We start from the raw sequence: 25,494 nt of genomic DNA, 5'->3' as shown, positions 1-25,494 counted from the left end.
TTGCGGTTTTTAAGACCGCTAGGCCAGCTCCCGGTCGCCTTGGGGCGTCCGGATCACGGCCCGGAATGACGCCGTTTCGGCCTTGGCAAAGCGAACGCGCGGGTCCTCGAGAACCCCGGCCAGCGCCGCGCGGATCGCGTCGGCCTCGGGATGCCGGATTTGGAACGCCAGCAGCGAGCAGCCGAGATCGGCCATCCGCGATGCCGGATGCGGCCCTTGCGGCCACTGGATCACGGTCGGGAACGCGCCGCCGAATGGCATCGAACCGTCCGGCGGCACCGAGATCAGCCATTCCAGCTGACCGCGCGTCACTGGGATCGCGGGCCTCGCGGCCTGCGGCATCCTCGCGAGCGCGGCCGCGATGTCCATTGTATTCACCACCCAGGTCAGGAGCCGCGGCGAGGTCGCGAGCACCGCCTGCGTGCGCGGATCGTCCATCGCGAACCAGCGCGGCCGCTTGGGGGCCGCTGCCGGGTCCGGCGCGATCACTTCAAGAAACGACGTCTCGCTCAGCCGCAGCAGGTGATTGTGCGTTGCCATCAACGGATGCGCGCCGCCGGCCGGCGGCGCGATGCCGAGTGCGGTCTCGACATAGGCGACGCCCTCGGCGAGGTCGTTGGCGGCGACGGTGATGTGGTCGAGATGGAGCATGACTAACGGTCCAACATGTCCTGAATCTCTTCCAGGCTGCAGCCATATCGCGCGACGAGGTCGGACCAGAAGCGGATATGCTTGAATTGGCTCAGCGGCACCCGGAAATCTGATGGGGCATTCTCCCTCTCGAAATAGTCATCCAGATTTGTCCCGTAGTAGATGGTGTCGAAGCCGAACACCGAAAGGACTGGGTTGCCCGCCTCATGAGGCTCCTCCGGCAGGTATCGATGGCTGATCAACGGGATTAGTTTGGGCGCGCGGGAGACGACATCTCGCACGATTTCCTTTCGGGCTTGTATATCGGCAGGCCGCTCGCCCCACTCGGGCCACCAGTGCGGATTGTGTTCGATCGAGCCGAGCAACCGGGCGAGAGGAAAGTCGAGTGCCCGCCTGATGGCGGCGTCGTCATTCCAGTCATGTCCTTCGACGGGGCGTCTATCTCTTAAAAGTGCGACAAGGTCCGGTGGGAAGATCAGACCAAAGCGCTCCTGCGCCCGGTCGAGTTCATCCTGGCTGTAACCGTTGGTCCAATTAACCGCCATCGATTGTCCACACATTCCCTGTGAAGAGATCGCCTATCTTGCACAAATCGGCCGTGTCCACACCCTCCGAACAGGTGACTGGATAAAACCGTCGTCTTCCGACATATCGAGGGGATCGGCTCTGCCCCGGAGACCTTTATGCCCACCGCCAGCTACATCGATCCCCGCAACGGCAAGCTTTATCCGCTCGAGCAGCCGCGCTGGTGCTCGGACGAACGCACGCCGCTCCTCGTCACGCCGGGCGCCGGCATCGCGCGCGACGACATCGAGCCCCGGACGCGCTCGTTGTGGCGTTACCGCGCCGCGCTGCCGGTCGAGATCGCGAATCCGATCACGCTCGGCGAAGGCTGCACGCCGCTGGTCGCGCAGGCCTGGGGTGATCTGCGCCCGCTGTTCAAGCTCGAATGGTTCAACCCCACCGGCAGCTTCAAGGACCGCGGCTCCGCGGTGATGCTGTCCTTCCTGCGCCAGATCGGCGTCGATGCCATCCTGGAGGACTCCTCGGGCAATGGCGGCTCCTCCATGGCGGGGCTAGGGGCGGCCGGGGGCATGCGCGTGAAGATTCTCGCGCCGGCCTCGACGTCGCCGGCCAAGATCGCGCAGGTGCGCGCCTATGGCGCCACGGTACAACTCGTCGAGGGCCCGCGCGAGGAGTCGGAAGCCGAAGCGATCCGCCAGTCGAGCCAGACCTTCTATGCCAGCCACAATTGGCAGCCGTTCTTCCTGGAGGGCACCAAGTCGCTCGCCTATGAGATCTGGGAGGATCTCGGCTTCCGCGCGCCGGACAACGTCATCATGCCGGTCGGCGCCGGCTCGAGCCTGCTCGGCTGCGCCTTCGGCTTCCGCGAGCTCATGAGAGCCGGCCAGATCACAAAACTGCCGCGCCTGTTCGCGGCGCAGCCGCTGAACTGCTCGCCGATCGATGCGAGCTTCAAGGCGGGCGTCGACACGCCCGTCGTGCGCGAGGTGAGCAAGACCATCGCCGAGGGCACCGCGATCAAGCACCCGCTGCGCCTGCGCGAGATCATCGGCGCCTTGCGCGAAAGCGGCGGCGGCACCATCGCGTTGACCGAGGACGAGATCGTCGCCGCGCTGCGCCGCCTTGCGCGGCAAGGCCTGTTCGCCGAGCCGACCTGCGCCAGCGCCGCCGCGGCGCTGGACAAGCTTTCTGCAGCGGGAGCGATCACGGCCAGCGAGACGACGGTTGTTGTGCTGACCGGCACGGGACTGAAGGCTGCGACGACTGTGGCGGATCTCGTGCAGTAGCGCGGGTTGGCTGTGCGGACTGTGCGCGGCGCAGACCGCACGGCGTAACCCACACGTCTATTGCCGTAACAAATAAGGACGTTGGTGACGCTAAGGCTAATCCACACTCACGGTCGCTGACCGTCACCCTGAGGCGGCCGCTTCTTCAGCGGCCCTCGAAGGGCGACGGCCCAACTGCTGCAGCGAGGCCGCTCATCCTTCGAGGCTCCCGGCGCGATGCTTCTGCATCGCGCCACTCGCGCCTCAGGATGACGGATGACTTCACTCCTTCAGATCATTCACCTGCTTCACCCACGTTCGCACGTCGGCGAGCACGGTGGGCAGCAGCGCCTTGACCTCGGCCACGGTCATTCCCGCCTTGATGCGGGGATCGTACAAGAGATTGAGGATGTACTGGTCGTAGACGTCGAAATAGCCCATCGAGACGTTGTCGTTGAACATGGTCCAGGGCACGCTCGCGGTGTCGTTGATGGGCCCGAGCGATTGCAGCAGTTCCTCGTAGGCGCAGTCGAGGAAGGTGAAATCGCCGTTGTCGACGGTGAGGATGACGTCGGAGTGCTCGATCTCGAAATTGTCGTTCTTGCGGAAGCCGGACAGGCATTGCGGGTCGAGCGAAGAGCGGATCTCGCGCGCCTTTTCCACGCCGTAGAAGCTGGTGAGGGTGCGGAACAGATCGCGGTCGCGCACCAGCTTCACGCGCACATTCGCCGCTTCGGAGGTCGCGATCATGTCGATGTCGAGATGCTGCACGCGCCTGCCGATGTCGGCCACGACCTTGGCCAGCTGCGCCTTGCGGTCGGCGCGGTCGCTCTCGGCGTAGACGCGCACCGGTCCGTCGAATTTGCGGATGCGGTCGACCCGGCCGGCGAGATGATATTCGGCGCCGAACGCCGTCTTCAGAAAGCCGTCGACGATCTCGCCGTCGGTGAAGGTCTTCTTCTCGGCGCGCTGGCGCGAGGAGATCGCGGGCAGTTCGCCCGCCACCGCCGTGGCCGCGGGGGCAGGCGCGCATGCGAGCGCGGCGAACGCCAGCAGCGCGATGCGTAGGGCAGCCGAGGACGGATTCAATGCGCTCATCGTCGCACGACGCTGCCGTATTCGCGTCGGGCGCACAAGACCGCAGATTTACGCGGCCTGCGGGTTCCCGGTGGTGTGTGTCGCAAATGAGTTACAGATGCCGTAGTGCTGTAGGGTGGGCAAAGGCGCGCAAGCGCCGTGCCCACCATCTCTAAGTCGTGGGCACGCCTGAGGATCACGCGTTCGCGCGATCCTCCGGCTTTGCCCACCCTACGGCAGCTGTAATAGTTCGCCTGGTCAGTTGTTCAGCACCACCACCGTGGTGCCGACCCCGACGCGGCTATAGAGATCGCTGACGTCGTCGTTGGTCATGCGGAAGCAGCCCGAGGAGACCGCCTGGCCGATCGTCTCCGGCTCGTTAGAGCCGTGGATGCGGTACAGCGTCGAGCCCAGATACATCGCGCGCGCGCCGAGCGGATTGTCGATGCCGCCCTTCATGTGCCGCGGCAAATCGGGCCGGCGGGCCAGCATCTGCGAGGGCGGCGTCCAGTCCGGCCATTCCTTCTTGGCGGTGATCCTGTGCACCCCGCCCCAGCGGAAGCCGTCGCGGCCGACGCCGATGCCGTAGCGCAGCGCCTGGCCGTTCTGGAGCACCAGATATAGCCGCCGCTCGCTGGTGTTCACCACGATCGTGCCGGGGGCGTAATTGCCGTTGTACATGACGGTGGTGCGGGGGATCGGATTGGCGCCGGAACGGAAGAAGTTCGGGCCGCCGCCCATGATGTCGCGCGAGTCGAACTCTTCGGCGAGCGCGCCGCCCGCAGTGGCCGACAGCAGTGCGACGGCGGCAATCGGCGCGGCAAAAAACCGGATCATTGTCTCCCCCAGAAAAAATCGATTCAACAAAGGCCACAGGCCATATTTGCGGGCTTTCCGCAAGCCACGGCCCCGTGAGGGCCTCGTCCCGGACCGGCGTTATCAAATCGGCAACCATGCCGGCTTGCCCCAGGCCGGCGCGTCGCCGCGCGGGGCAGGGCCGCGATGGCGGCTCTTGCTTTGACGGGAAGCGCGAACAATGATTGACCGAACGAATATCTGGACATGCTGCGGGAGCTTGGGATGAACGGTGCGGAAAGCCTGGTACGGACGATGGTCAAGGGTGGGGTGGATGTCTGCTTCACCAACCCAGGCACCTCCGAGATGCATTTTGTCGCAGCCCTTGATCGTGTGCCGGGCATGCGCTGCGTGCTCGGCCTGTTCGAGGGCGTGGTGACGGGCGCCGCCGACGGCTATTACCGCATGAAGGGCACGCCGGCCTCGACCCTGCTGCATCTCGGCCCGGGTCTCGCCAACGGCCTTGCCAACCTTCACAACGCCAAGAAGGCCAATTCCGGCATCGTCAACATCGTCGGCCAGCACGCCGTCTACCACATCGGCTACAACGCGCCGCTGACCTCCGACATCGAGGGCCTGGCCCGGCCGATGTCGTCCTGGGTCCGCACCTCGCCGGATTCGAAGTCGGTTGCCGCCGACGGCGCCGCGGCGATCGCCGCCGCCAGGAGCGCGCCGGGGCAGATCGCCACCCTCATTCTGCCGGCCGACACCGCCTGGAACGAGGCCGACGGCATCGCCGAGGTGCCGGCCGAGCAGCAGCGCGCCAGCTACTCGCCGCAGGCGGTCGAGCAGGCCGCAAAGATCCTGCACGGTGACGGCGAGGGCACGCTGCTCTTGATGACCGGCAGCGCCCTGAGCGAGCAGGGCCTCGCGCTGGCCGAGCGCATCGCCAGCAAGACCGGCTGCACCGTGATGGGCCCGACCTTCCGCCCCAAGATGGCGCGCGGCCGTGGCCGCTTCTCGATCGACCGCATCCACTATGTCATCGACCAGGCGCTGCCGATGCTGGCGAAATTCCGTCACATCGTGCTGGTCGAGTCCGACGATCCCGTCGCGTTCTTCGCCTATCCGAACAAGCCGAGCGTGCTCAGGCCCGAAGGCTGCGACGTGCATCGCATGACCTCATGGGGAGAGAATTCGGTCGCAGCCCTCGAAGCGCTCGCCGGCGCCGTGAAGGCCAGCGCCAGGGACGTCAAGCCGCAGGCCCTGGCCGAACTGGTCATGCCGACCGGCGCGCTGACCTTCGCCTCGATCGCGCAGGCGATCGCATGTGCGATCCCCGAGAACGCGATCATGGTCGATGAGTCCCTGACGACCGGCCGCGGCTTCTTCCCACCGACCGCGGCGGCGGCTCCCCATGACTGGCTGCAGAACATGGGCGGCTCGATCGGCTTCTCCACGCCGCTGTCGATCGGCGCTGCGATCGCCTGCCCGGACCGCAAGGTCATCACCATGGTCGGCGACGGCAGCGCGATGTACACGATCCAGTCGCTGTGGACGCAGGCGCGAGAAAATCTCAACATCGTCACCATCGTGTTCGCCAACCGCATCTATCAGATCCTGCGCGGCGAGTTCGACAATGTCGGCGCCGGCGAACCCGGCCAGCGCGCCAACGACATGCTCCGGCTCGACCGTCCGACGCTCGACTTCGTGGCGCTGGCCAAGGGCATGGGCGTGCCGGGCCGCGCGGTCACCAATGCCGACGAGTTCAACAAGGCGCTGGCCGAGGCCGTCGCCGAGCCCGGCCCGCGGCTGATCGAAGTCCAGATGTAGGGCGAAGCATCCAGAGCGCCGAGGGCCCGGAGGCATGATGCAGACCGAGCTGAACAAGGTAATCGCGGCGCTCCGGGACTTCTACGCCCACGAAGGCTTCCTGTTCGAGAAGGACGTCGGCGAGCGCGCGGTCACGCACCGCTTCGCCGTGCATCTGGAGAAGCAGTTCTCCGGCTGGTCGGTCGACTGCAATTACGACCGGCTCGGCGAACGCACGCTGCATCTGCCGCACGGCACCGTCATCTCGACCGACGACCATCTGGGAAAGTCGATCTACCCCGACGTCGTCGTGCATCAGCGCGAGATCCCGAACAATCTGCTCGCTGTGGAGATCCGCAAGGCGAGCAATCACACGCCGCTGGAGCACGATCAGCACAAGCTGCGGGCGCTGACCGACGTCAACGTCTGGTTTCCCTACTGGATCGGCGTGCTGCTGGTGCTTGACAAGGGCGAGGTGACGATGTCCGAGGTCTATGTCAGCGGCTTCGTCGACGACCCGCTGTCGCGCTGGTTCGCGGCGCGACAGCAGGAGATCGGCCTCGGGGGGGCGCAATAGGGCGTGTGCGTGCAAACGTCGGATTCGATGACAAAGCCGCGGTCGCTTGCCTGGCCCGCCAGCGCCGACGCCGGGTTAATTCCGGAAGCGGTGGAACGTTGATGCTCGGGGAATGTTGAACCCATGGAGACCGAATCTTCGCGAGCAGCGGGACAGTCACCATCGCGGCCGGAGCGGCGTAATGCCCGCCCGGTCGCGATCGTTTCATCCCTTCATCGCGAGAAGACGAGATGCTCAGACACAAGCCGACCTATTTCCGCAATTCGTTGGATTTGAGAGATAAAGTGCAGGTCAAGGTCCTGCGCAAGCGGCTCAAGCTGTCGGATCAGCAATTCGCCAGCGTCGTTCGCAAGTCTGGCAGCTCGATCGCCGCCATCACCAAGGAGGCCTCCGCCTTGAAGGAAGTCTGTGCCTCGAAGTAGCGAGCCGCCGGGGATGTTGCCGGCGTGCGTCTTCCGCGCGGGCGGTTCGCGCCGGTGCAGTTGGAGTCGGGCCCAAGCATGAAGATACGTGTCGGCTTCGAGATGATTTACGACTTCCCGCAAGCGACGCCGTTGATTGCGGTGGTCGGAACGCATTTCACCCGGGCATCCGACGTCATTGTGCCGGACCACCTCACGACCGAGCCCTCCGTGCCGGTCTCGGCCTACCGCGACGGCTTCGGAAACTGGTGCAGTCGGTTGGTTGCGCCGGCCGGCCGCATGCGCCTTTCCGCCAACGGCATCTTGCGCGATAGCGGTTTGCCTGACGTGATCGCCCCTTCAGCTTCGCAACACCCGGTGGAGGATCTTCCACCCGATACGATCGTCTATCTGCTCGGCAGCCGCTACTGCGAGACCGATCGACTTTCGGACATCGCGTGGAAGCTGTTCGAGAAGGCGGCGCCGGGGTGGCTGCGGGTCCAGGCGATCTGCGATTTCGTGCATCATCACATCGCGTTCGGCTACGAGCACGCGCGAGCCACCAAGACGGCATGGGAAGCATTCAACGAGGGCAAAGGCGTTTGCCGCGACTATGCTCATCTTGCCATCGCATTCTGCCGTTGCATGAACATTCCTGCGCGCTATTGCACGGGATATCTCGGCGACATCGGCATCCCTCCGCCTCACGCTCCCGGGGACTTTGCAGGCTGGTTCGAAGTCTATCTTGACAGTCGCTGGTACACCTTCGATGCGCGCAACAACACGCCGCGAATTGGCCGCGTCCTGATCGCGCAGGGCCGCGATGCGGCGGATGTTCCGATCACCCACACGTTCGGACCCAACACGCTGGTCAGCTTCAAGGTGTGGACCGATGAACTCGTGTAGCGCGCTTGCCCCGGCGGTTAAGCGCCGATCGGTCCGAGATTGATCTCGCCAATTGGCGAGAACACTGTTACACCGCAGGCATCACCGCGCGCTTCGTGGCTGTTATCGGTGACTGAGAGCTTCGCGCTCCCGCCTTAGCCCAAGCCAAGGCGGTCAAATGTCGGATCCCGCGAAATTCGAAATTCGTGAATGGCTCGTGCCACCGATATTGGTGCCGGTCTTCATCGTTCTGATGATCGCGGTTGCGGCCGTTCTGTAGGGGCAAGTTCATTCGGCGTGCGAACTGCAGCCCGGGGCGGGGCCAGTTCAAGCGAAACGGGAGCCCAAAATGGCAAACACGGCAATCATCAGGGACGCTTATGGAGTTCCGGCGATCTTCGTCGGCTCCAAAACAGGCCGCGACGATGCACCTTTCGTCTTCGTGAAAGTCGGAGATGAGGAGCGCCGGATGCGCTGGTCTGAATGGGATTCTCTTCCAGCCTGGACCGGCGAGAAGCCGGCCTGGGCCAGCAAAAGCAGGTAGCGATGGGACACTCGGCATGAAGACAGTGCGAGCCGCCGCATGGACGATTGCGCTCTTGCTTGCATCGGCACTGGGCGCGTCAGCGCCAGCCGCATCCGCCGCGGAACCGAACTGCCGGGCGATCGAGAGCACCAGTGCACGCCTCTCCTGTTACGACGCGGCGTTTCCACCCAAACCCGGGAAACCTGCCGAAACCGGCCACGGCCCGTCGTCAGGATACAAGGACCCCTTCCTCGCGGAAGAAGCCCGAACCGCCGCAAAGCTGAAGAATATCTGCCGCGGTTGCTGAGTTTCGCCGACAGCGCCGTCGAGCCGAACATGTCTGCTTCATAGCTCGATGAGATGACCCAGGAAGAAGCCGGAGGTCGTCGGCTGCTCCGCCAGCGAACGCTGCTCAGGATGGATTCGACATGGGGTGATGATGGCGCACGAACATCGGGGGATTGAATACATGGTGGTCCAGACCATCAATCCGCCGGGCTGGAAATGGTCGTTTGAACGACATGGCCGCTCCCCCAGAACGGGAATCGCCGTCAATCGAGCCGAGGCAGTCGCCGCTGTTCGGCGTGCGATCGATATCTTGCTCAGGGAGCAGCAGCACCAATAGACGCGCTCAAGGGAGGCTGGCTCACAGCGCGCGCCGCATGACCGAGAGGCGCGCGGCTCGCGCTCGGCCATTTCTCAAAATGGTTCCTGCCGGGAACCGAAACAAAGCGCTGGCTATCCGCCGGACAAAGGCGCACTGTCGCATCACCACCGAGCGGCTCTTAGCAACTATCGGTGGTGTGGACGCAGGTCGCGCTCCCGCTCAACCCCGCAGCGGAGCATCAAGCATGGCGCGACGGCCGTCAGGACACTCGTCCACCCTCGAATTTCGCCTCGCGCAAGAGGCCATCAATCTCCGCACGCAGGCCAAGGAAATGCCTCTTCGCGTCCGACGCAACGAGCTTCTGCGCAAGGCGCGGCAGATCGATGTCGCCGGAGAAGTCAACAAATGGCTGACTTCGCCGGGACTTCAGGCACCGTCCTGAATTGGCTCTTGCCCGATGCGGTGAACCTTCGCTCTCCACGTGGAGACAGACTTATATCGGGATTTTACAATCTCCCTCCCGGGGCTGGTCAACCGCCGCCTGCGCTTCATTTAAGCGGGCGGCGTTTTTGTTTGCCAAGGCCTGAATGCCCGAATTCGTGAGCAACCTTCCGACGTTCTTCCGGTTGGCTCCGATCACCGGCCATCACCCAGCTGCTGGCATCCGGTGGCCGAGAGAGACGCACGCTCCCGCCTACGCTACGGTCTGTGAGCGCTTTGCGACGCCAATCTATTACTTCGATCTGCGTGACGAGGACGAGCCGTTTCCCGACGAAGAGGGCCTGGAGTTTTCCAGGCGCGGCGGATCATCTGCACGTGAAAAGTGTGGCGGCGCGCGCGTGATGCGCGCACGCCGCAACGTCGTCAGTAATAGCGCTGCTGCGAATACGCGTAGCGCGGGTTGATGCCGCAATAGGCCGAGGTGCCGGAGGCGGTGGCCTGGCACTGCTGATAGCTCGCGAACTGGCAGTTGCCGGGATAGCCCCACATGCGGCCCTGCAGGCAGTATCTGTCGTTTGCGGGGTGGGCCTGGGCCGTCGGGGCCATGGCGGCCATCAGGGCCGCGAACGAGGCAAGCGAGAGGATGGTGCGACGCATTTCAGTCTCCATTGGGTTGCGGGAGCGGTTGAAAGAGGGAACACGCAGCTCGATCTGCAGGTTCCGGGATCTGCCCGACACTTTGTCGTACTTGTCTTGGTGTCCGCAGTGGGCATTGCGTTCGACGTGCGTTTATGATGCGCCAAGCCGCAGCGAGCAATGTGATCTCCGCCACAGTTCGCCACGGGCTTTCCGGCCTATCGTCACCGGACTTGCCCGCGTTGCTCCCGTACGGCTCACGCTTTCCTGATTCGGGTCGGCTCATTTTTGGAGGTTCTGATGCAAAGGTCATATTTGCTGGCTGCGACAGCAGCGCTGGCGCTCCTCGCGCAAACGTCGCTCGCACCGGCGCAGAGCGCACCGGCCGCCGGTGCGACCACGGCGCCTGCGGCGACAACCGCCGCGCCGGCAACGACGGCGGCACCGGCTGCGACCACCGACGGCTCCGGCCAGTCATCCGACTCCAAGAAGAGCGCGTCGAAGAAGCCGGCGAAGAAGAAGATGACGCGGCAGCAGGAGATCGATCATTCCGTCGACACCGGCACCGTGCCGGCGCGCTACCGCAGCTCGGTGCCCAAGCAGTACCAGCAGTATATTCCGTTCGAGAAGCAGTAGCGGACCCGCACCGCGGCGCGGAGTGATCGGCTTCGCGCCGCTGGTGCCTTCGACCAACGGCCCGTCGACGAACGAGGCGAGCCGAACAGCCTGTGACGAGCCGCCTCCGCCGGGCGGCTTCACATCCCTGGTGGCGGTCTGCGAGCGCAATGCTAGAGTAGGCCGAATCCCGGGGGGAATGATGAGTGACGACGTGAAGGATGCTGGCCTCGTGGCCATGATCAGCAGCATCCTCGGAGGCAGCAAGCGTACAGACCCTGTTGCACCGCCGCCGCTCACCGAAGGGCCGCCGACCGTCCCGTCGAACGGAGCGGAAGCGGCGTCCGCCACCGAACCGACCCCGATCAAACAGGAGAAGCCTCCTGAAGCTGCCCCGGCGACCGTGGAGCCGGCCGAGCAGCCCGCAAGGATCGTCACGACGCGGGATGGCAAGCAGCTGCTGCCGGCCGAGGCGATCGCCGATCTGGTGCTGGGCGAGCTGCGCAAGCTGGAGGATTTTCCGGCCACCGGCGTCTCGGTCACGGTCTATGGCTACCGGCATTGGAACGCCATGCTCACCTTCGCGCCGTTCTCGACCAGCTTCCAGAACGCGACGCGGTTCCGCCAGACCATGCCGGATATCGTCTTCAAGCTCCGTCGTTTCGTCGAACTTGAGATATAGTCCGGGACAATCCGCGACGCGTGGCGTCGCCACCCCGAAGAGTTCGACAGGATTTTCGAATTGAGCGTCGCCTTTACCAAGGAAGAAAGCGCCGAAACCGCGTCCGAGACGCTGTTGCCGGATCGCCCGATCTCGCCGCATCCCAACCTCGTGACGGAGGCCGGCCTGCAGGCGTTGCAAACGCAGCTTCGGCAGGCGCGCGAAGCCTATGAAGCCGCGCAGACCATCGAGGACGTCAACGAGAAGCGCCGGCAATCGGCGGTGCCGCTGCGCGATGCCCGCTATCTGACGGAGCGCCTGCGCACCGCGCAGGTGGTTCCCGATCCAGTCGGGAGCGACGTCGTCGCCTTCGGCAGCACCGTGACCTTCAGCCGCGCCGACGGCCGCGTGCAGACCTATCGCATCGTCGGCGAGGACGAAGCCGACCCGAAGGCGGGGACGATCTCGTTCGTCGCGCCGGTGGCGCGGTCGCTGATGGGGAAGGCGGTGGGCGACGTCGTCGGCGCGGGCGCGCAGGAGATCGAGATCCTGTCGATCGGGTAGGGGCCGGCGCGGCAAGGATTGCGTGGCAAAGGGCGCTATCGACAGGAGCAGTGTCATTCGCCTAATGCATGATCCGCAACTGCGCGAGGCCGTCGTCTCCGCCAAGCAAAGCCTGATGGTCGGATGAGACGGTTTCTATCTGGAGCGTTGCCGTTCTACGCGCTGGCTGGACTGGCCATGTGCATGTACCTCGTCCTGTACAGGACGAGCCTTTTCGACCTGAACGCCATCGTCCATGGCGCGACCGGGTCGGCATGGTTTCCGGCTTTCATGTTCGTCTGCGTGCTGCTGGAAGCGGTATTCCCGTATTTTGGCTATTTTCCCGGCACGGCCCTGATCCTGATGTCGGTGGCGCTCAGTCCGAAGGCCGTGGATGGCTCCGTCTTCGTCGCGGCGTGGCTCGCCATCATCGTGGGTGCCGTCCTCAGCTACGGACAGGCGCGTTTCTTTCGGCCGTTCCTGCAGCGCGTCGCCTCGAAGGCGGCTCTGCGCCGCTGCGAATCCCTGTTCGATGCCTATGGCGCTTACGCGCGCATTGCACTGTTCGTTCATCCCAACGCCAGCGCGATGTACTTCACCGCGCTCGGATTGCTCGGCCGCAATCTGACGCGAGAGCTCGCCTATCTCTGCGCGGGGGCCGCGGCCGCCGTCGGCATATTGTTCGTCATCGTGACCAGGCTGGTGTCGTCCGTCGGCCCCACCGATGACGGGGAATTGCAGCTGTTGCTCGCAGCAGCGCTGGTGGCGATCGGCACCCTCGCTGGTCTCTACACGGTGTGGCGGACCGGGCGGGCGGTGTGACGCGGCGCCCTCTCCACCGTCATTGCGAGGAGCTCGTGCGACGAAGCAATCCAGGCTGCCACCTTGGACAGATTCCGGATTGCTTCGCGGAGCCTGTCATCGGGCCGCGCTTCGCGCGGACCCGTTGGCTCGCAATGACGAAGGATCATCGCCCTACGCCTCCGGCAGCTCGACGCCCGTCAGCTTGCTCAATCTGTCGATGAGCTCGTCCTGAAATTCCGGATCGGTCGCCTGCTTGGCCGGCTGCTGCTGCGCGAGATGATGCCAGTAGCGACCCGACACCAAGGCGGCGGGATCCTCGCTCGCCGCGAGCCAGCTCTGTGTCCGTGCCCCCGTCGCGATATCGACCGGCGCACCCGCGCCGCCCATCTTCGTGCGCACCCAGCCGGGATCGACGGCGTTGCAGAGAACCTTGGGCCAGCGCCGCGCCAGCGCGAAGGCCAGCGCGACCACGTGCAGCTTGCTCTCGGCGTAGGCCGTGCCTGCATCCCAGGGACGCCTGGTCCAGTCGAGGTCGTCGAGCGAGCCTTCTCCGCCCCGGTGCAAGCCGCTGCTGAGATACACCAGCCGGCCGGGCCGTTCGATCAGCGCCGTCAGCATGTACGGCGCAAGCGTGTTGATGGCCAAGGTCTCGGCATGGCCTTCCGCCGTCGCGCCGCGGCCGGGCCGGGTGTAGACGCCGGCGTTGTGGATGATCGCGTCCATGTGCCCGATCGCGTTGACCTGATCGGCAATCGCCCTGGTCTCGGCCGCGCTGCTGAGATCGCCGACCACGATCCCCTGGGCTCGCGTGCTCAGCTCGCCGAGCGCGCGGCCGCGATCGGCCGACCGCGCGTGCAAAACCACGCGGTGTCCCTGGTCGAGCAGCGATTGCGCCGCCGCCCGGCCGAGGCCGTCGGTGCTGCCGGTGATGAAGATGGTCGCCATGCGGTTCTCCTCGGATATTTCAGCGCGCACTCTACGATGCCCGCCGCGGCAAGGTCGCCCCAAGGTGTTGCATGCGGATCACATACAACCAGCCAAAAAACGATAAGCTCACGCCCAATTGCATGACGCATAAGATTCGTGGGGGACGCTGATGAAGAAGTTCCTGCTTTCCATCGCAGCATTTGGAATGGCCTGCACCGGCGCCAACGCCGCCGATCTTGCGGCGCGTCCCTATACCAAGGCGCCGCCGATGATCGCCGCCGTCTACGATTGGAGCGGCTTCTACATCGGCGTCAACGGCGGCGGCGGATCGAGCCGCAAGTGCTGGGATCTGATTTCTCCCGGGCTCGGCGTCATCGTTCCCGAAGGGTGCCACGATGCTACGGGCGGCACGGCCGGCGGGCAGATCGGGTTTCGGTGGCAGTCCGTCAACTGGGTGTTCGGCATCGAAGGCCAGGGCAACTGGGCCGACTTCACGGGCGATAACGTGAGCACGGCGCTCTTCCCGCCCACCGGTCTTCGCAATCGGTCCCAGATCGAAGCGTTCGGCCTGATCACCGGGCAGATCGGCTATGCCTGGAACAACGTCCTTCTCTACGTGAAGGGCGGCGGCGCGGCAGTGGCCGACAAATACCGCACCAACGACGTCGTCACCGGCCTGGCATTCGATCGGGCCAGCGAAACGCGTTGGGGCGGCGTCATCGGCGGCGGCCTTGAATTCGGCTTGGCACCGAACTGGACGCTGGGCGTGGAGTACGACCACATCTTCCTCGGCCATCGCGATGTCACCTTCACCGGGACGGGCGCTTTTGGCGGCGTGGCTGCCGGCGCCTTTACGCGCAGGGAGCGGATCGGCCAGGATGTCGACATCGGCCTCGTGCGATTGAACTATCGCTGGGGTGGCCCCATCATCGCGAAATACTAGGGCAGGTGCCGCTGTCCTGCTGAGTTTCCAGCCGCCGGCTGTCCCTGCGGAGATGCCGTCCGAGCCGCCGTTGGCTACGGACGCCAGCTACCCGATCCGCGCGCGATGTCGGCTTCAGCTTTCCCAGGCGGGGGTCACATTCTGCCGTCTGAAGGCGATGAATTCCAGAACAGTCCCGTCCGGATCCTCGAAGCAGAGGAATTCGCAGTCGATGCCGTGCGATTTGACGCCCTTTGCCGTCTCATAACGCGAGATGGGACCCACGAAGGGGACGTTGTTGGCCTTCAGCAGGGTTTCGACTTGAACCAGGTCGTCGACTTCGAAACACAGCCGTCCGATGCCGACATTGTGCAGCGTCGGATACGCTTCTCCCGCCGTCGGCGGATCGATGAATTCGATCATATCGAGGAATGGGCGTGGCGCGCCCCCGGGGATGCGGAGGAAGACCGCACGAAACCTTCTGCCGTCCGGGAGACCCAGACCCTGCCAGACCCCGGCGCCCCGTTCGAACGTGTTGTCGTCGAACGTCTCGAAGCCCAGCATTTCATAGAAGGGGATACTTTGCTCCAGACTGCGAACGCAGATGTTCGCGTGGACCCACTGACGAATGACGATCTTGCTCATCCTATGCCTCGGCGCTGAATTGACATGCGGTTCCCGAAAGCGAAGGGCCTGAGCGGCCCTTTGCGATCTGTGTGAATTGCACTTCGTGCAGGCTCAGGTCTGCCAGAACGACTTTGAAACCTTGCGGCGAGCAGCGCGCGTTTCCGGCTTGGCAAAATCTTCCATGCCGTCGGTCGCGAAACGCCCGGGCTTGCTGTCGAACGGCTGGATCGGCACCTCGAAGGCCATCGCAGCGTGCGTCGGCAGATCCGCGCTCTTGTTGAGGACGAACTTCGAGCGCCGCAGCGTCACGGGATTCTTCGCGGCGATGACGGCGATCAGGGCATCGACCTCCTTGGTGAGATCAGCCGGCTTGCAGATGCGATTGATGAGGTCGTAGCGCTCCGCGGTCGCGGCATCGAAAAGCTGACCGATCAGATTCCACTCCTTCGTCTTGCGACGGCCCGCGAATTTCTGAAGCCGGGTGACGCCACCCCAACCGGGCGTGATATCCCAGTCGATCTCCGGCATGCCCCAACGGCTGCGGTCGGTCGCGACGACGAAGTCGCAGGTCAGCGTCAGCTCGAGGCCGCCGCCCGTGCACACGCCGTCGACGGCCGCGATCGTGATGCAAGTGAGATCCTCGATCATCTGTGCCGTCTCCTGATACTGGCGGCACTGCCAGTACGGGTCCTCGTCGTTCCAGGCGAGAAAGTCCTTGATGTCGTCGCCGGCGCAGAACGTATCGCCATTTCCGCGGAAGACGAGGATGCGGCATTGCCGATCCTTCTTGACCTTGCGCACGGCGTCCGCGAGTTCGTCGGACATGTCGCGGTCGAGTGCGTTGTGGGCCTGTGGGCGATTGAACGTGATGCGCGAGATCGTGTCTTCACGTTCGAAGATGATGTGCTTGTAGGACAAAGCGCGTTCCTTCCTTGTGGTTGCGTAGCGATACTAACAAAACATAGTCAGTCCAGCTATGCAACCATTATCGTGGGAAACTCTTCCGTGCTTGGCGAGCGGTCCGCAGCTGTCTCATCGAACGCGGGTGAGCGTCAGGTGCCGGGAGGCGCCAGTCCCAATTCCTGCGCAGAGGCGGATGCGAGCACAAACTTCTGCACCTTGCCGCTTGCAGTCAGCGGAAACGACTGCACGAACCTCACGTAGCGCGGCACCTTGTAATGCGCGATGTTGCTCTTGCAGTATGCGCGCAAGGCCTCGACGCTCATTTCCGCGCCCGCTTTCAAAATGACGCATGCGCAAAGCTCCTCGCCGTACTTCGGATCGGGAACGCCGACCACCTGAACGCCGCTGATGGAGGGGTGTCCCGCAAGGAAGTCTTCGATCTCACCGCAAGAGATATTTTCGCCGCCGCGGATCACCATCTCTTTCAGGCGTCCGACGATCCGTCCGTAGCCGTGCTCGTCGAACGATCCGATGTCGCCGGTTCGCAACCATCCGCCTTCGTCGATCGTCCGCGCCGTCGCCTCGGGATCTTCCCAATAGCCCAGCATCGTTCCATAGCCACGCACGTGAATCTCGCCGGGCTCGCCGATCGCAACGACCGCTCCCGCAGGATCCACGATTTTCGCCTCCATGTGCGGGACGACCCGGCCGACCGAAGTTACGCGCCTCGTCGGAGTGTCGGCCGGCGACGTCACCATGATCGCCGAACTGGTCTCGGTCATGCCGTAGCCGTTCACCACACCGCTCATGTTCATCTCTGCCATGATCCGGCGGAGCAGCTCCATGGGCACGACGGAGCCCGCGATGATGCCGCCGCGTAGCGAGGACAGGTCGCGCGGCCGGGTCTCGAGGCTCGCAAGCTCCGCGATGAACATGGTCGGTACGCCGTAGAGATACGTGCAGTTCTCTTCCTCGACGGCCTGCAGCACGTCGTCCGCCAGAAAAGCCTCGTTCGGGTAAACGATGGTCGCGCCACGGAGCATCGAGAGCAGGTTTCCCGTCAGCATGCCGAAGATATGAAAGAGCGGAAGCGGCATGCAGATCGTGTCGTGGCTGCGCACCTGACAGATCTCGCCGGTGAACCAGGCGCTGTTGAGCAGGCCGCGGTGGCTGAGTGTCGCGGCCTTGGGTGCGCCCGTGGTGCCGCTGGTGAACTGGATGTTGATCGGGTCGGACGCTCTCAGCTCCGTCGGCCATGCGTCGAAGCCCTCCGTCAAGGCCGAACGCCCCGTCTCCTCGACGTCTGAAAATCTGTGAACGCCTTCGAATTCGTCGCTGGACGTGCAGATCAGCGATTTGAGTCCGGGCAGCGCGCTTGATCGCAGCTCGCGCGATGCTGGACCCGCCAGCTCCGGCACGAGGCTCCGGAGGATCTCCACGTAACGATTGTCCTTGAAGGTGTGTGCGCAAACCAGGGCTTTGCAGCCAACCTTGGCGAGCGCATAGCCGATTTCATTGGCGCGATAGGCGGGATTGAGGTTCACCAGGATCAGGCCGATCTTTGCCGCAGCGTATTGCGTCAGCGTCCATTCGACGCAATTCGGCGCCCAGATGCCGATGCGCTCGCCCGGCCTGAGACCAAGCTTCCAAAAGCCGGCTGCGACGCTGTCGACCCGCCGCCCGAGCTGCTCGTACGTCAACCTGATCCCTTGATGTCGCACCACCAGGGCCAACGCATTGGGGAATCGCGCGATTGTCTCGTCTAGGGCACTGCTGATCGTGCTCTCGATGAGCTTGGTCGACCTGTCGCCGCGGAACCAGCTGCCGTTGGGGTTTCGTACGTCGGTCAAGACATCGCTCCATGGCCAGGGCGAGGATGGCGGTTGCATACCGCTACTTATCATGTAGAGTATCGTTGTGCAACCGACTGCCATCAAGGCCGTCGCACCCGGGAGGATCAGAATGCGGATCAGGTCGATCAGTTTACTCGTGCTCGGACTTCTCGCGCCGTTGGGCCTCGCATCCGGCGCCTCGGCTCAAGGGACCTACGATCCCGGCGCGAGCGATACCGAGATCAAGGTCGGAAACATCCTGGCGTATAGCGGGCCGGTCTCCAGCCTCGGCGTGATCGGCCGCGTCGAAGCCGCGTATTTCAAGAAGATCAACGACGAAGGCGGCATCAACGGACGGAAGATCAACTTCATCTCCTATGACGACGCCTACAGCCCGCCCAAAACCGTCGAGCAGGCGCGGCGGCTGGTCGAGAGCGACGAGGTGCTCCTGATCTTCAACCCTGTCGGCACACCGACAAACGCCGCCATCCAGAAATACATGAACTCGAAGAAGGTGCCGCAGCTATTTGTCGGAGGCGGTGCGACCCGTTGGGACAACCCGGCAGGGTTTCCCTGGACAATGGGATTTCAACCAAACTATCAGGCCGAAGGCCGCATCTTCGCCAAGTACATTCTGAAAGAAAAGCCCGGCGCGAAAATCGCGGTGCTCTTCCAGAACGACGACCTCGGCAAGGATTATTTGAAAGGTCTGAAGGACGGACTTGGGGAGCACGCTTCCGCCATCGCGATGGAAGAAGGCTACGAGGTCAGTCAGCCCACCATCGACTCGAATATCGTCAAGCTCCGGGCCAGCGGCGCGGACGTTTTCGTCTCGATCGCGTTGCCCAAGGTGGCCGCGCAATCGATCCGCAAGGTGGCCGAGCTCGGCTGGAAGCCGATGTTCATCCTTTCGAGCATCGGTGCGTCGATCGGCACCGTCATCCGTCCGGCCGGGTTTGAGAACGCCCAAGGCATCATTTCCACCATGTACCTGAAGGATCCGTCCGATCCGCAGTGGCAGGATGACGACGACAACAAGCGATTCGAGGCGTTCCTGGCGAAATACCTGCCTGACGTGGACAAGAACGACTATTTCGTCACTTACGGCTATGTCGTGTCGCAGACGCTCGTGAAGGTGCTTCAGCAATGCGGAAGCGATCTCACGCGGGCCAACGTCATGCGTCAGGCCGCCAACCTGAACTTCCGGCCGGACATGCTGCTGCCTGGGGTCAATATCACCACCAGCCCCTCCGACTTCGCTCCGATGAAAGAGCTGAGAATGGTCCGGCTGAAGGGAGAGCGTTGGGAGACCTTCGGTGATGTCGCCTCGTCGGTGACGAAAAGATAGTCCAGCGACCTTCGCGGGCGCGCGATCAGCGAGCAGCGCGCTTCGCGACCTTCGTCGTTCCGTGAGTCTGCGCAGTCTCCGCAACGGCCGGTACCGGGCGGACCTGCTTGACCTCGACGTCCTGGGGCCGGACGGGTGTGTCGCAAGCATCGCAGACGACTTCGACGCGCAACGGCTGCGCGCACGACAGATGCAGCGGCGTCGCGGCGCGCACGTTTTTCGACCTCGAATCCAGTCCCCATTGGTTGAGCGTGAGGAGCACGGGGCAAACGGCCTTGCCTTTCTCGGTCAGCCGATACTCGTGACGCGGTGGCCGCGATTGATATTCGACACGCTCGAACAGGCCGCCTGACACCAGATGATTCAGCCTCGAGGTCAACGTGGTGCGGGCGATCCCGAGCACACTCCGGAAGTGCTCGAATTTCGTGACGCCCGCCAACGCGAGCCAGAGCACGAAGAAACCCCACCGGTCGCCGATGATCGCGAGCGTGCGGCTGACGGATGTCGGACGGCCCGATGTATAGAGTTCGGGCCGGGACGACACACGGACGGATGCGCTCTCCTCGCGCACCGTCTGGGTAATCTCGTTGAGGTCGGTCCTGATGTCTTCGACACGCAGCTCGCGGCGGCAGGCCGCGCAGATCGCCTTCGGGTGCAGAACGCTTCGGCAGGTCTTGTGGGATAGAACGACCGGCGGCTCGCCATCCAGCCAGTCATCGCCCCATTTCATGAGCATCAAGGCATAGGGATACGTGTTCAGCCCGCGCTGCGTAAGGCGGTATTCATGCAGGTCCACCCGATCGGGGAGCTTCTGCTTTTCGAGCAAGCCGCATTCGACGAGAAGCAAAAGGCGATCGGTCAGCGTGTTCTTGGCGATCGAAAGGTTGCGCTGAAATTCGCCGAATCGGCGCACCCCGAAGAATGCTTCCTGCTGGATCAAGAAGCTCCACGGGTCTCCGATCGCTTGCAGCGCGTAATCCAGTGGCGAAAGCGATGGCTTCGGAGGTGGCTGGACTTGTCTCGTCATGTTTCCAGGCGGATTGAGCTGCCTTCACTTAAGCACAGCTTGCGACCGTTAGGTAGGTTCTCTTCCGCAACCGGCCAGCAGGGGATTCGGCAAAGCCGTAACCCCTTGATCCGACTGGCGCCGGCTACTGTGCATGGGGTTGTTTTCGCGATTTTGCCGGAGCGGGAGCAAGACGCCCCGGTCCGTCGACGCTCTTCGAGCTATGCCGGACACGCTTCGCAATCATTGGGCGTGGCTGCGCCACGCGAAGCCTTTTGGCGAAGCGTGGTGGGCGCACAAGGGATCGAACCTTGGACCTCTCCCGTGTGAAGGGAACGCTCTCCCGCTGAGCTATGCGCCCGGGACCATCATGCAGACGGCCGGACCTGTTCGGCCGGCCGACGCATTGGAGCCCGCGATTTAGAAGTGCGGGCTTGAGGTGTCAAGTTTCCAGGTGGCTCGAAGCCGGAAAAGCTTGCGGCAACCACGCGGCGCGCGACGGAACGGCCGGTTTTGGGGTGCTTACGCGCCCTGCTGGCGGGCGCGGGAGGCGTGGGCCTGCAGCGCCCGGATCCGCTCGGCCAGCGTTCCACCACCCTCGGGCAGGCTCGGCGCGCCGTTGGTCGCGGCGTCGTTGGCCGGACGGGGCGCCGGCTTCGGCGGCTGGCCGGCCTCGGCCGCGAGCAGCGCCTCGATCGGCGAGTTCGGGCCTTCGAGCTGCATCGCGAGCTTGGCCACCTCGGCGGCGATGTCGTTGATGCGCTCGCGCAGCAGCGCGTTCTCCATGCGCTCGGTCGCCCAGGAGCTCTCGGCCTGCTGCTGGATCGCGTTGATGTCGCGCTGGAGCTTGGCGCGCTCGTCGCGGGCGGTGCGCAGCTGCTCCTCCAGCGCGGTCTTTTCCGCGCGCAGCTGCTCCATCGCGGCCGACGATTTGCCGCCGCTGAGGCCCGCGATCTCGACGCGCAGCTCCTTGATGGTGCGCTCATTGCCTTCATTGGCCTGGCGCAGCTGGTTGTTCTCGTACTCGCGCTCGGCGAGCAGCTTGCCCTGCGTGGCGAGGCGGCCTTCGAGGTCCGCGACGCGGCCCGACAGCATCTCGGCTTCCTTCACCTGCAACAGCAGCTGGCGATCGAGCTCGGTGACGCGCTGGCTCAGATTCTCGACCCGGCCGCGGGCATCGCCGAGCTCACGCGAGGCGGTCTCGGATTCGGTGCGCTCCTGCGCGAGCCGCGCTTGCGTCGCGGCAAATTCCTTCTCGGCATCGCCGACGCGGTTCTTCAATTCCTCGATCTGCGCGCGCACGGCGACCAGCTCGACCTGGCGGCTCTCCGCCATCATCGAGCGGTCGGACAGTTCGGAGTTGATCTTGGCAAGCTCGTTCTGCTTGTCCTTCAGCGCGTTCTCGGCGGCGCGCAAGGCTTCCGTCTTGGCGTTGAATTCCTCCTCGGTGGCGCGGAGCTGCTCCTTCACCGCCTTCTCGCGCGCTTCCAGCGCGAAGATCGTGGCGTTCTTCTCGCCGAGCTCGATCTTCATGCGGTTGATGGCGTCGCTCTTCTTGCCGAGCTCGGCGAGCTGGCTCGTGGTCTTGTTCTTGAGCTGGTCGACGCTCATCTCGAGCCGCCGCGCCGACATGGCGAATTCGGCGCGGAGCTGGTCCTTGTCGGCCTGGATCTCCGCCATCGACAGCGGCGTTGCGGCCTCGAGCCGGCGCGTGGTCAGGCGCACGGCGCGGTTATGCACCAGCGGCACGATCGCGAGCCCGCACAGCATCGACAGCAGGAAACCGATCGCCAGGTACATGATCGGTTCGACCATGGGCCAGAACTCCCAAGCTTAAGGAAAAATTCACCAACGACCATGCCATGGCGGGCCGGCAAAAAGCCAGCCCCGCTCTGTCGTTAACCTTGATCCGTCGCTGGATGGAGCAGGGGGAGCCTAGAACGGGTTCCAGGTCGCTCGCGGGGTGTATTTGAGATAGCCGATATTGGCGCCCAGCCGCAGGCCGAGACCGGAGCGGATCGGCACCAGCACGATGTTGTTGGCGGTGAGCGCCGTCATGCCGAAGCCGCCGATGATGTAGGCCGAGCCGTCGAGGCCGGCGAAGCGCTGATAGATCGCGTTGGTGGCGGGCAGATTGTAGACCAGCGTCATGGTGCGCGCGCCGTCGCCGCCCCAGTCGAAGCCGAGCGAGGGGCCCTGCCAGTAGACCCGGAGGTCGCCGGCGTTCTTGGTGTAGAGCGTGCCTTCGCCGTAGCGCAGGCCGGCGACGAACGCGCCGGAACCCTCCTCACCCAGGATGTAGCCGTTGGGCAGGCCCCATTGGCTGATCGCCTTCTCGATGATCGAGGCGAGTCCGCGCGAGACGTTGCCGAAGAAGCGGTGCCCGGCACCGACGAGCTCGTCGGGCCCGTAGGTGTTGGGCGTCGGGGTCCGCTGCGGCGGCGGCAGATTGGGCGGCGGTGCCTGCTGGGCCGAGGCCGGCACGATCCAGCCGACCATCGCGGCAAGCGCGAGCGCAGCAAGGCGTGATGCGAAAGTCATAAAAGAACCCCTGGTACCGAATCCGGTTGCTTCCTTAACCTGACGCCAACAGGCACGGTCCTAGGTTGCGCCGGATGTCCCCTCGACTCGGATGTTATCCGCAGCAACTATGACGGCACAACGGCAGGAAGATAGCCCTTTGCGCCCCGGAATTGCCTTGATCGGCCTTCTCATCTGCCTGCTGTCGGGCATATGGCTGACCGGCTCGGGGGCGCCGGCGGAGGCTGCCACCACCGAGCGTGTCGTCGTCAACCGCTTCACCGGCGTCGCCATCGAGGGCTTCGATCCCGTCGCTTATTTCGTCGATGGCCGGGCGGTGCAGGGGACGGCGGAGTTCGAGGCGAACCTCTGGGGCGCGGTCTGGCGCTTCCGCAACGAGGGCAACCGGGCCTCCTTCCTGGCCCATCCCGAGGTCTATGGTCCGCAATTCGGCGGCTACGATCCCGCCGACATCGCCCGCGGGGTCACCATCGCCGGCAATCCCCGCTTCTTCGCGATCGTGGCGCAGCGGCTTTACCTGTTCAGCCGGGAAGCCAATCGCGATGCCTTCGCCGCCGATCCCGAGCGGTTCCTTTATGAAGTCGGCAAGCGCTGGCCGGCGCTCCTGGAACAGCTCGGTCAGTAACGGCCTACCGCCTGCGGGTCGCCCCAGGCGATGAACTCCGGAATGATGAAGCCGCTCGCGTGCCGCTCGCCGAAGCGCAGCTCGCCGCCCTTGCCGTCGGTCACCCGGCCGCCGGCCGCGGTCACGACCGCCGAGCCGGCCCCGACGTCCCATTCACAGGTGGGCCCGAAGCGGGGGTAGATGTCGGCGCTGCCTTCGGCGATCCGGCCGAATTTCACCGCGGAGCCGCAGGTCTTCCGGACGGCATTGGGCCTGTCGTCGATGAACGCCTCGCTCCTGGGATCGCCATGCGAGCGGCTGACCGCTGCGATCCAGGGCTCGCCGTGTGCCGGCAGCTTGCGGGTGTGGATCGGCTCGGCCGCGCCGATGGTTGCACCGTCAAACCTGACGCGCTCGGCGCCGCGGCCGACGATGCCGCGCCAGATCAGGCCGAGCGCAGGCGCGCTGACGATGCCGAGCAGCGGCACGCCCGACGTCACCAGGGCGAGGTTGACGGTGAACTCGTCGCGGCCGGCGACGAACTCCTTGGTGCCGTCGAGCGGATCGATCAGGAAGAAGCTGTCCTCGAACGGCGGGGAGGCGAGCTGGGCCCGTTCCTCCGAGAGCGTCGGGATGTCGCCTGCGAGCTGTGCCAGGCCCTCGGCGATGATGCGGTCGGCGGCAAGGTCCGCCTCGGTTACCGGCGAGCTGTCCTGCTTGGAATCGACCCGCATCGCCGCGCGGTTGACGGCAAGGATCGCCTCGCCCGCCTTTACCACCAGCGCGGTGAGCGGCTCCATCAAACGGGATGCGGCCTCGGCGTCGATCATCCTCACCTGTGTGCCTCATTCGTCAGCAAGTCTCGCCCCCTCGGTTGATTCGCCCGCAGCCCTTTATGGCCGCTTCGAACCTATCGCAAGCTAGCTGCCGCGGGCTGGCGAATGTTAGAACCGGCAGCATCCGTCAAGCATGCGTGATTCGCGGCGTCCCGCGCCGTGCAATTCCAGGAACCCTCCAGGACCCCTTTATATGTCTGACGCCTCGTCGCCCGCGACCGCTACTGCACCCGATATGCTCGAACTCGCGGCACTGTTGTGCTCGCGGGTCTGCCACGATCTCATCAGCCCTGTCGGCGCCATCGTCAACGGGCTCGAAGTGCTCGACGACGATCCCAAGCCCGAAGACCGCGAGTTCGCGCTCGACCTGATTCGCAAGAGCGCCAAGACCGCCTCCGCCCGGCTCCAGTTCTGCCGTCTCGCCTTCGGCGCGGCCGGCTCCTCGGGCGCGCAGATCGATCTCGGCGATGCCCAGACCATGGCGAAGGGCCACATCGAGGACGGCAAGTGCTCGATCACCTGGAATCTGCCGCGGCTGCTGCTGCCGAAGAACCGCGTCAAGCTGCTGCTCAACATGCTGGTGGTGTCCCAGCACACGATTCCGCGCGGCGGCATGCTGACGATCGACCCGATCGGCGAGGGCGAGACGATGAGCTTTCGCATCACCGCAACCGGACACAATGCGCGCCTGCCGCAGAACATCTCCGAGCTGCTGAGCGGCGAGCGGGGACCGGCCGCGGATGCGCACGCGATCCAGCCTTATTATACGCGGCTGCTGGCAGAGGCCTGCGGACTCACCGTGAAGCTTGCGCTGGAGGGCGAGGCCATCACAGTTACCGCTTCGTAAACAGCGCGACGCGCTCGGTCTCTTAAGCAAATCTTTACGAGGCGCTTCGGCTTGTCCGGAGCGCCTTATCTCTTTGTTGGTTCCGTTCTTTTGCACATACTCAACCAATATTAAACGCTTTGCGGTGAAGCTGGCACCATTCCGAAATGGCGCATCACACCTCGTGCGCGCCCTTCCTGTATGAAGGCCTGTTTTCATGGATGATCTGTTGCGGGAGTTTCTGACGGAGACCAGCGAGAGCCTGGACACCGTGGACAATCAATTGGTGAAGTTCGAGCAG

At 64.4% G+C, this 25,494-nt stretch carries 29 protein-coding genes and 1 tRNA gene; 15 read left to right on the top strand and 15 right to left on the bottom strand.

Features of this window, described 5'->3' with window-relative positions; translation table 11 throughout:
* Window positions 1-18 precede the first annotated feature (18 nt).
* Together UNPF46_RS28100 and UNPF46_RS28095 are read right to left on the bottom strand one after the other, a co-directional pair.
* Complete coding sequence (locus UNPF46_RS28100) at window positions 19-651, bottom strand: VOC family protein (RefSeq protein WP_142252161.1); 633 nt, start codon at window positions 649-651, stop codon at window positions 19-21.
* A gap of 2 nt (window positions 652-653) precedes the next feature.
* The gene (locus UNPF46_RS28095) at window positions 654-1,196 is read right to left on the bottom strand and encodes a hypothetical protein (protein ID WP_246668752.1); all 543 of its coding nucleotides are present in this window, start codon (window positions 1,194-1,196) and stop codon (window positions 654-656) included.
* 138 nt (window positions 1,197-1,334) lie between these two features.
* On the opposite strand from UNPF46_RS28095, the gene UNPF46_RS28090 reads away from it, so the two are divergent.
* Window positions 1,335-2,462 (top strand): threonine synthase, encoded by a 1,128-nt coding sequence (locus tag UNPF46_RS28090; RefSeq protein ID WP_142252159.1) that lies wholly within the window; start codon window positions 1,335-1,337, stop codon window positions 2,460-2,462.
* Between the two features lie 261 nt (window positions 2,463-2,723).
* On the opposite strand, the gene UNPF46_RS28085 is transcribed toward UNPF46_RS28090, so the two are convergent.
* A complete protein-coding gene (locus tag UNPF46_RS28085) occupies window positions 2,724-3,539 on the bottom strand; it encodes a DUF2927 domain-containing protein (protein WP_181770149.1) in 816 nt (271 codons plus the stop codon).
* 237 nt (window positions 3,540-3,776) lie between these two features.
* Window positions 3,777-4,355 (bottom strand): L,D-transpeptidase, encoded by a 579-nt coding sequence (locus UNPF46_RS28080; protein WP_142252157.1) that lies wholly within the window; start codon window positions 4,353-4,355, stop codon window positions 3,777-3,779.
* Window positions 4,356-4,598: 243 nt separating this feature from the next.
* Between UNPF46_RS28080 and UNPF46_RS28075 the strand changes: the two genes are divergently transcribed.
* The 5 genes from UNPF46_RS28075 (at window position 4,599) to UNPF46_RS28055 (ending at window position 8,532) form a co-directional block, all read left to right on the top strand.
* Window positions 4,599-6,146 (top strand): acetolactate synthase large subunit, encoded by a 1,548-nt coding sequence (locus tag UNPF46_RS28075; protein ID WP_142252156.1) that lies wholly within the window; start codon window positions 4,599-4,601, stop codon window positions 6,144-6,146.
* A 37-nt stretch (window positions 6,147-6,183) separates the two neighbouring features.
* Window positions 6,184-6,702 (top strand): hypothetical protein, encoded by a 519-nt coding sequence (locus tag UNPF46_RS28070; RefSeq protein ID WP_142252198.1) that lies wholly within the window; start codon window positions 6,184-6,186, stop codon window positions 6,700-6,702.
* 230 nt (window positions 6,703-6,932) lie between these two features.
* Complete coding sequence (locus UNPF46_RS28065) at window positions 6,933-7,124, top strand: DUF3606 domain-containing protein (protein WP_142252155.1); 192 nt, start codon at window positions 6,933-6,935, stop codon at window positions 7,122-7,124.
* Between the two features lie 78 nt (window positions 7,125-7,202).
* Window positions 7,203-8,009 carry a transglutaminase-like domain-containing protein gene (locus tag UNPF46_RS28060; RefSeq protein ID WP_142252197.1) on the top strand — a complete coding sequence of 269 codons (807 nt, stop codon included), beginning with the start codon at window positions 7,203-7,205 and terminating at the stop codon, window positions 8,007-8,009.
* Window positions 8,010-8,337: 328 nt separating this feature from the next.
* On the top strand, window positions 8,338-8,532 hold the full coding sequence (locus UNPF46_RS28055) for a hypothetical protein (protein WP_100178105.1): 195 nt from the start codon (window positions 8,338-8,340) through the stop codon (window positions 8,530-8,532).
* A gap of 394 nt (window positions 8,533-8,926) precedes the next feature.
* On the opposite strand, the gene UNPF46_RS28045 is transcribed toward UNPF46_RS28055, so the two are convergent.
* A complete protein-coding gene (locus UNPF46_RS28045) occupies window positions 8,927-9,136 on the bottom strand; it encodes a hypothetical protein (protein WP_142252154.1) in 210 nt (69 codons plus the stop codon).
* 229 nt (window positions 9,137-9,365) lie between these two features.
* On the opposite strand from UNPF46_RS28045, the gene UNPF46_RS28040 reads away from it, so the two are divergent.
* A complete protein-coding gene (locus UNPF46_RS28040; RefSeq protein ID WP_142252153.1) occupies window positions 9,366-9,563 on the top strand; it encodes a hypothetical protein in 198 nt (65 codons plus the stop codon).
* Window positions 9,564-9,985: 422 nt separating this feature from the next.
* Here the strand turns inward: UNPF46_RS28040 and UNPF46_RS28030 are convergent, their stop codons facing one another.
* Complete coding sequence (locus tag UNPF46_RS28030; RefSeq protein WP_100178109.1) at window positions 9,986-10,219, bottom strand: DUF3551 domain-containing protein; 234 nt, start codon at window positions 10,217-10,219, stop codon at window positions 9,986-9,988.
* Window positions 10,220-10,498: 279 nt separating this feature from the next.
* Here UNPF46_RS28030 and UNPF46_RS28025 point away from each other — a divergent pair, with 279 nt between their 5' ends.
* The 4 genes from UNPF46_RS28025 to UNPF46_RS28010 all read left to right on the top strand — a co-directional run bounded on the left by UNPF46_RS28025 (window position 10,499) and on the right by UNPF46_RS28010 (window position 12,839).
* Window positions 10,499-10,834, top strand: coding sequence for a hypothetical protein (locus UNPF46_RS28025; RefSeq protein WP_142252151.1), 336 nt, complete (start codon window positions 10,499-10,501; stop codon window positions 10,832-10,834).
* 181 nt (window positions 10,835-11,015) lie between these two features.
* The gene (locus tag UNPF46_RS28020; protein WP_142252196.1) at window positions 11,016-11,495 is read left to right on the top strand and encodes a hypothetical protein; all 480 of its coding nucleotides are present in this window, start codon (window positions 11,016-11,018) and stop codon (window positions 11,493-11,495) included.
* A gap of 60 nt (window positions 11,496-11,555) precedes the next feature.
* Window positions 11,556-12,038, top strand: coding sequence for a transcription elongation factor GreA (gene greA, locus UNPF46_RS28015; RefSeq protein ID WP_142252150.1), 483 nt, complete (start codon window positions 11,556-11,558; stop codon window positions 12,036-12,038).
* Window positions 12,039-12,161: 123 nt separating this feature from the next.
* Window positions 12,162-12,839 carry a hypothetical protein gene (locus UNPF46_RS28010; RefSeq protein ID WP_142252149.1) on the top strand — a complete coding sequence of 226 codons (678 nt, stop codon included), beginning with the start codon at window positions 12,162-12,164 and terminating at the stop codon, window positions 12,837-12,839.
* A 153-nt stretch (window positions 12,840-12,992) separates the two neighbouring features.
* On the opposite strand, the gene UNPF46_RS28005 is transcribed toward UNPF46_RS28010, so the two are convergent.
* Window positions 12,993-13,766: an SDR family NAD(P)-dependent oxidoreductase gene (locus UNPF46_RS28005; protein ID WP_142252148.1), complete on the bottom strand. Its 774-nt coding sequence runs from the start codon at window positions 13,764-13,766 to the stop codon at window positions 12,993-12,995.
* Between the two features lie 151 nt (window positions 13,767-13,917).
* On the opposite strand from UNPF46_RS28005, the gene UNPF46_RS28000 reads away from it, so the two are divergent.
* Entirely contained in the window at window positions 13,918-14,691 is a 774-nt protein-coding gene (locus UNPF46_RS28000; protein ID WP_142252147.1) for an outer membrane protein, read from the top strand.
* A gap of 114 nt (window positions 14,692-14,805) precedes the next feature.
* Here UNPF46_RS28000 and UNPF46_RS27995 read toward each other — a convergent pair whose 3' ends face one another.
* The 3 genes from UNPF46_RS27995 to UNPF46_RS27985 all read right to left on the bottom strand — a co-directional run bounded on the left by UNPF46_RS27995 (window position 14,806) and on the right by UNPF46_RS27985 (window position 18,050).
* Window positions 14,806-15,315: a VOC family protein gene (locus UNPF46_RS27995; protein ID WP_142252146.1), complete on the bottom strand. Its 510-nt coding sequence runs from the start codon at window positions 15,313-15,315 to the stop codon at window positions 14,806-14,808.
* 93 nt (window positions 15,316-15,408) lie between these two features.
* On the bottom strand, window positions 15,409-16,215 hold the full coding sequence (locus tag UNPF46_RS27990) for an enoyl-CoA hydratase/isomerase family protein (protein WP_142252145.1): 807 nt from the start codon (window positions 16,213-16,215) through the stop codon (window positions 15,409-15,411).
* Window positions 16,216-16,349: 134 nt separating this feature from the next.
* The gene (locus UNPF46_RS27985) at window positions 16,350-18,050 is read right to left on the bottom strand and encodes an AMP-binding protein (protein WP_246668751.1); all 1,701 of its coding nucleotides are present in this window, start codon (window positions 18,048-18,050) and stop codon (window positions 16,350-16,352) included.
* A 112-nt stretch (window positions 18,051-18,162) separates the two neighbouring features.
* On the opposite strand from UNPF46_RS27985, the gene UNPF46_RS27980 reads away from it, so the two are divergent.
* Window positions 18,163-19,380 carry an ABC transporter substrate-binding protein gene (locus UNPF46_RS27980; RefSeq protein WP_142252143.1) on the top strand — a complete coding sequence of 406 codons (1,218 nt, stop codon included), beginning with the start codon at window positions 18,163-18,165 and terminating at the stop codon, window positions 19,378-19,380.
* A gap of 25 nt (window positions 19,381-19,405) precedes the next feature.
* Here the strand turns inward: UNPF46_RS27980 and UNPF46_RS27975 are convergent, their stop codons facing one another.
* The 4 genes from UNPF46_RS27975 to UNPF46_RS27960 all read right to left on the bottom strand — a co-directional run bounded on the left by UNPF46_RS27975 (window position 19,406) and on the right by UNPF46_RS27960 (window position 22,927).
* Window positions 19,406-20,407, bottom strand: a complete 1,002-nt coding sequence (locus UNPF46_RS27975; protein WP_142252142.1) for a winged helix-turn-helix transcriptional regulator — start codon at window positions 20,405-20,407, stop codon at window positions 19,406-19,408.
* Window positions 20,408-20,672: 265 nt separating this feature from the next.
* A tRNA-Val gene (locus UNPF46_RS27970) sits at window positions 20,673-20,747 on the bottom strand.
* Between the two features lie 161 nt (window positions 20,748-20,908).
* On the bottom strand, window positions 20,909-22,201 hold the full coding sequence (locus UNPF46_RS27965) for a coiled-coil domain-containing protein (protein WP_142252141.1): 1,293 nt from the start codon (window positions 22,199-22,201) through the stop codon (window positions 20,909-20,911).
* Window positions 22,202-22,321: 120 nt separating this feature from the next.
* Window positions 22,322-22,927: a DUF1134 domain-containing protein gene (locus UNPF46_RS27960; RefSeq protein WP_097657748.1), complete on the bottom strand. Its 606-nt coding sequence runs from the start codon at window positions 22,925-22,927 to the stop codon at window positions 22,322-22,324.
* 139 nt (window positions 22,928-23,066) lie between these two features.
* On the opposite strand from UNPF46_RS27960, the gene UNPF46_RS27955 reads away from it, so the two are divergent.
* Window positions 23,067-23,552 carry a YHS domain-containing (seleno)protein gene (locus tag UNPF46_RS27955; protein WP_142252140.1) on the top strand — a complete coding sequence of 162 codons (486 nt, stop codon included), beginning with the start codon at window positions 23,067-23,069 and terminating at the stop codon, window positions 23,550-23,552.
* Here the strand turns inward: UNPF46_RS27955 and cysQ are convergent.
* A complete protein-coding gene (gene cysQ / locus UNPF46_RS27950; protein WP_100178117.1) occupies window positions 23,546-24,361 on the bottom strand; it encodes a 3'(2'),5'-bisphosphate nucleotidase CysQ in 816 nt (271 codons plus the stop codon). The genes UNPF46_RS27955 and cysQ overlap by 7 nt on opposite strands.
* A gap of 199 nt (window positions 24,362-24,560) precedes the next feature.
* Here cysQ and chpT point away from each other — a divergent pair, with 199 nt between their 5' ends.
* Window positions 24,561-25,214 (top strand): histidine phosphotransferase ChpT, encoded by a 654-nt coding sequence (chpT, locus tag UNPF46_RS27945; protein ID WP_181770147.1) that lies wholly within the window; start codon window positions 24,561-24,563, stop codon window positions 25,212-25,214.
* The last annotated feature ends 280 nt before the right edge of the window (window positions 25,215-25,494 follow it).

Origin of the sequence: Bradyrhizobium sp. UNPF46, assembly GCF_006658625.1 — a bacterium.
GTDB classification, from domain to species: Bacteria; Pseudomonadota; Alphaproteobacteria; order Rhizobiales; family Xanthobacteraceae; genus Bradyrhizobium; species Bradyrhizobium nitroreducens.
Note: the sequence above shows the minus strand (reverse complement) of the source record. Positions and strands in the feature narration are given on the sequence as shown.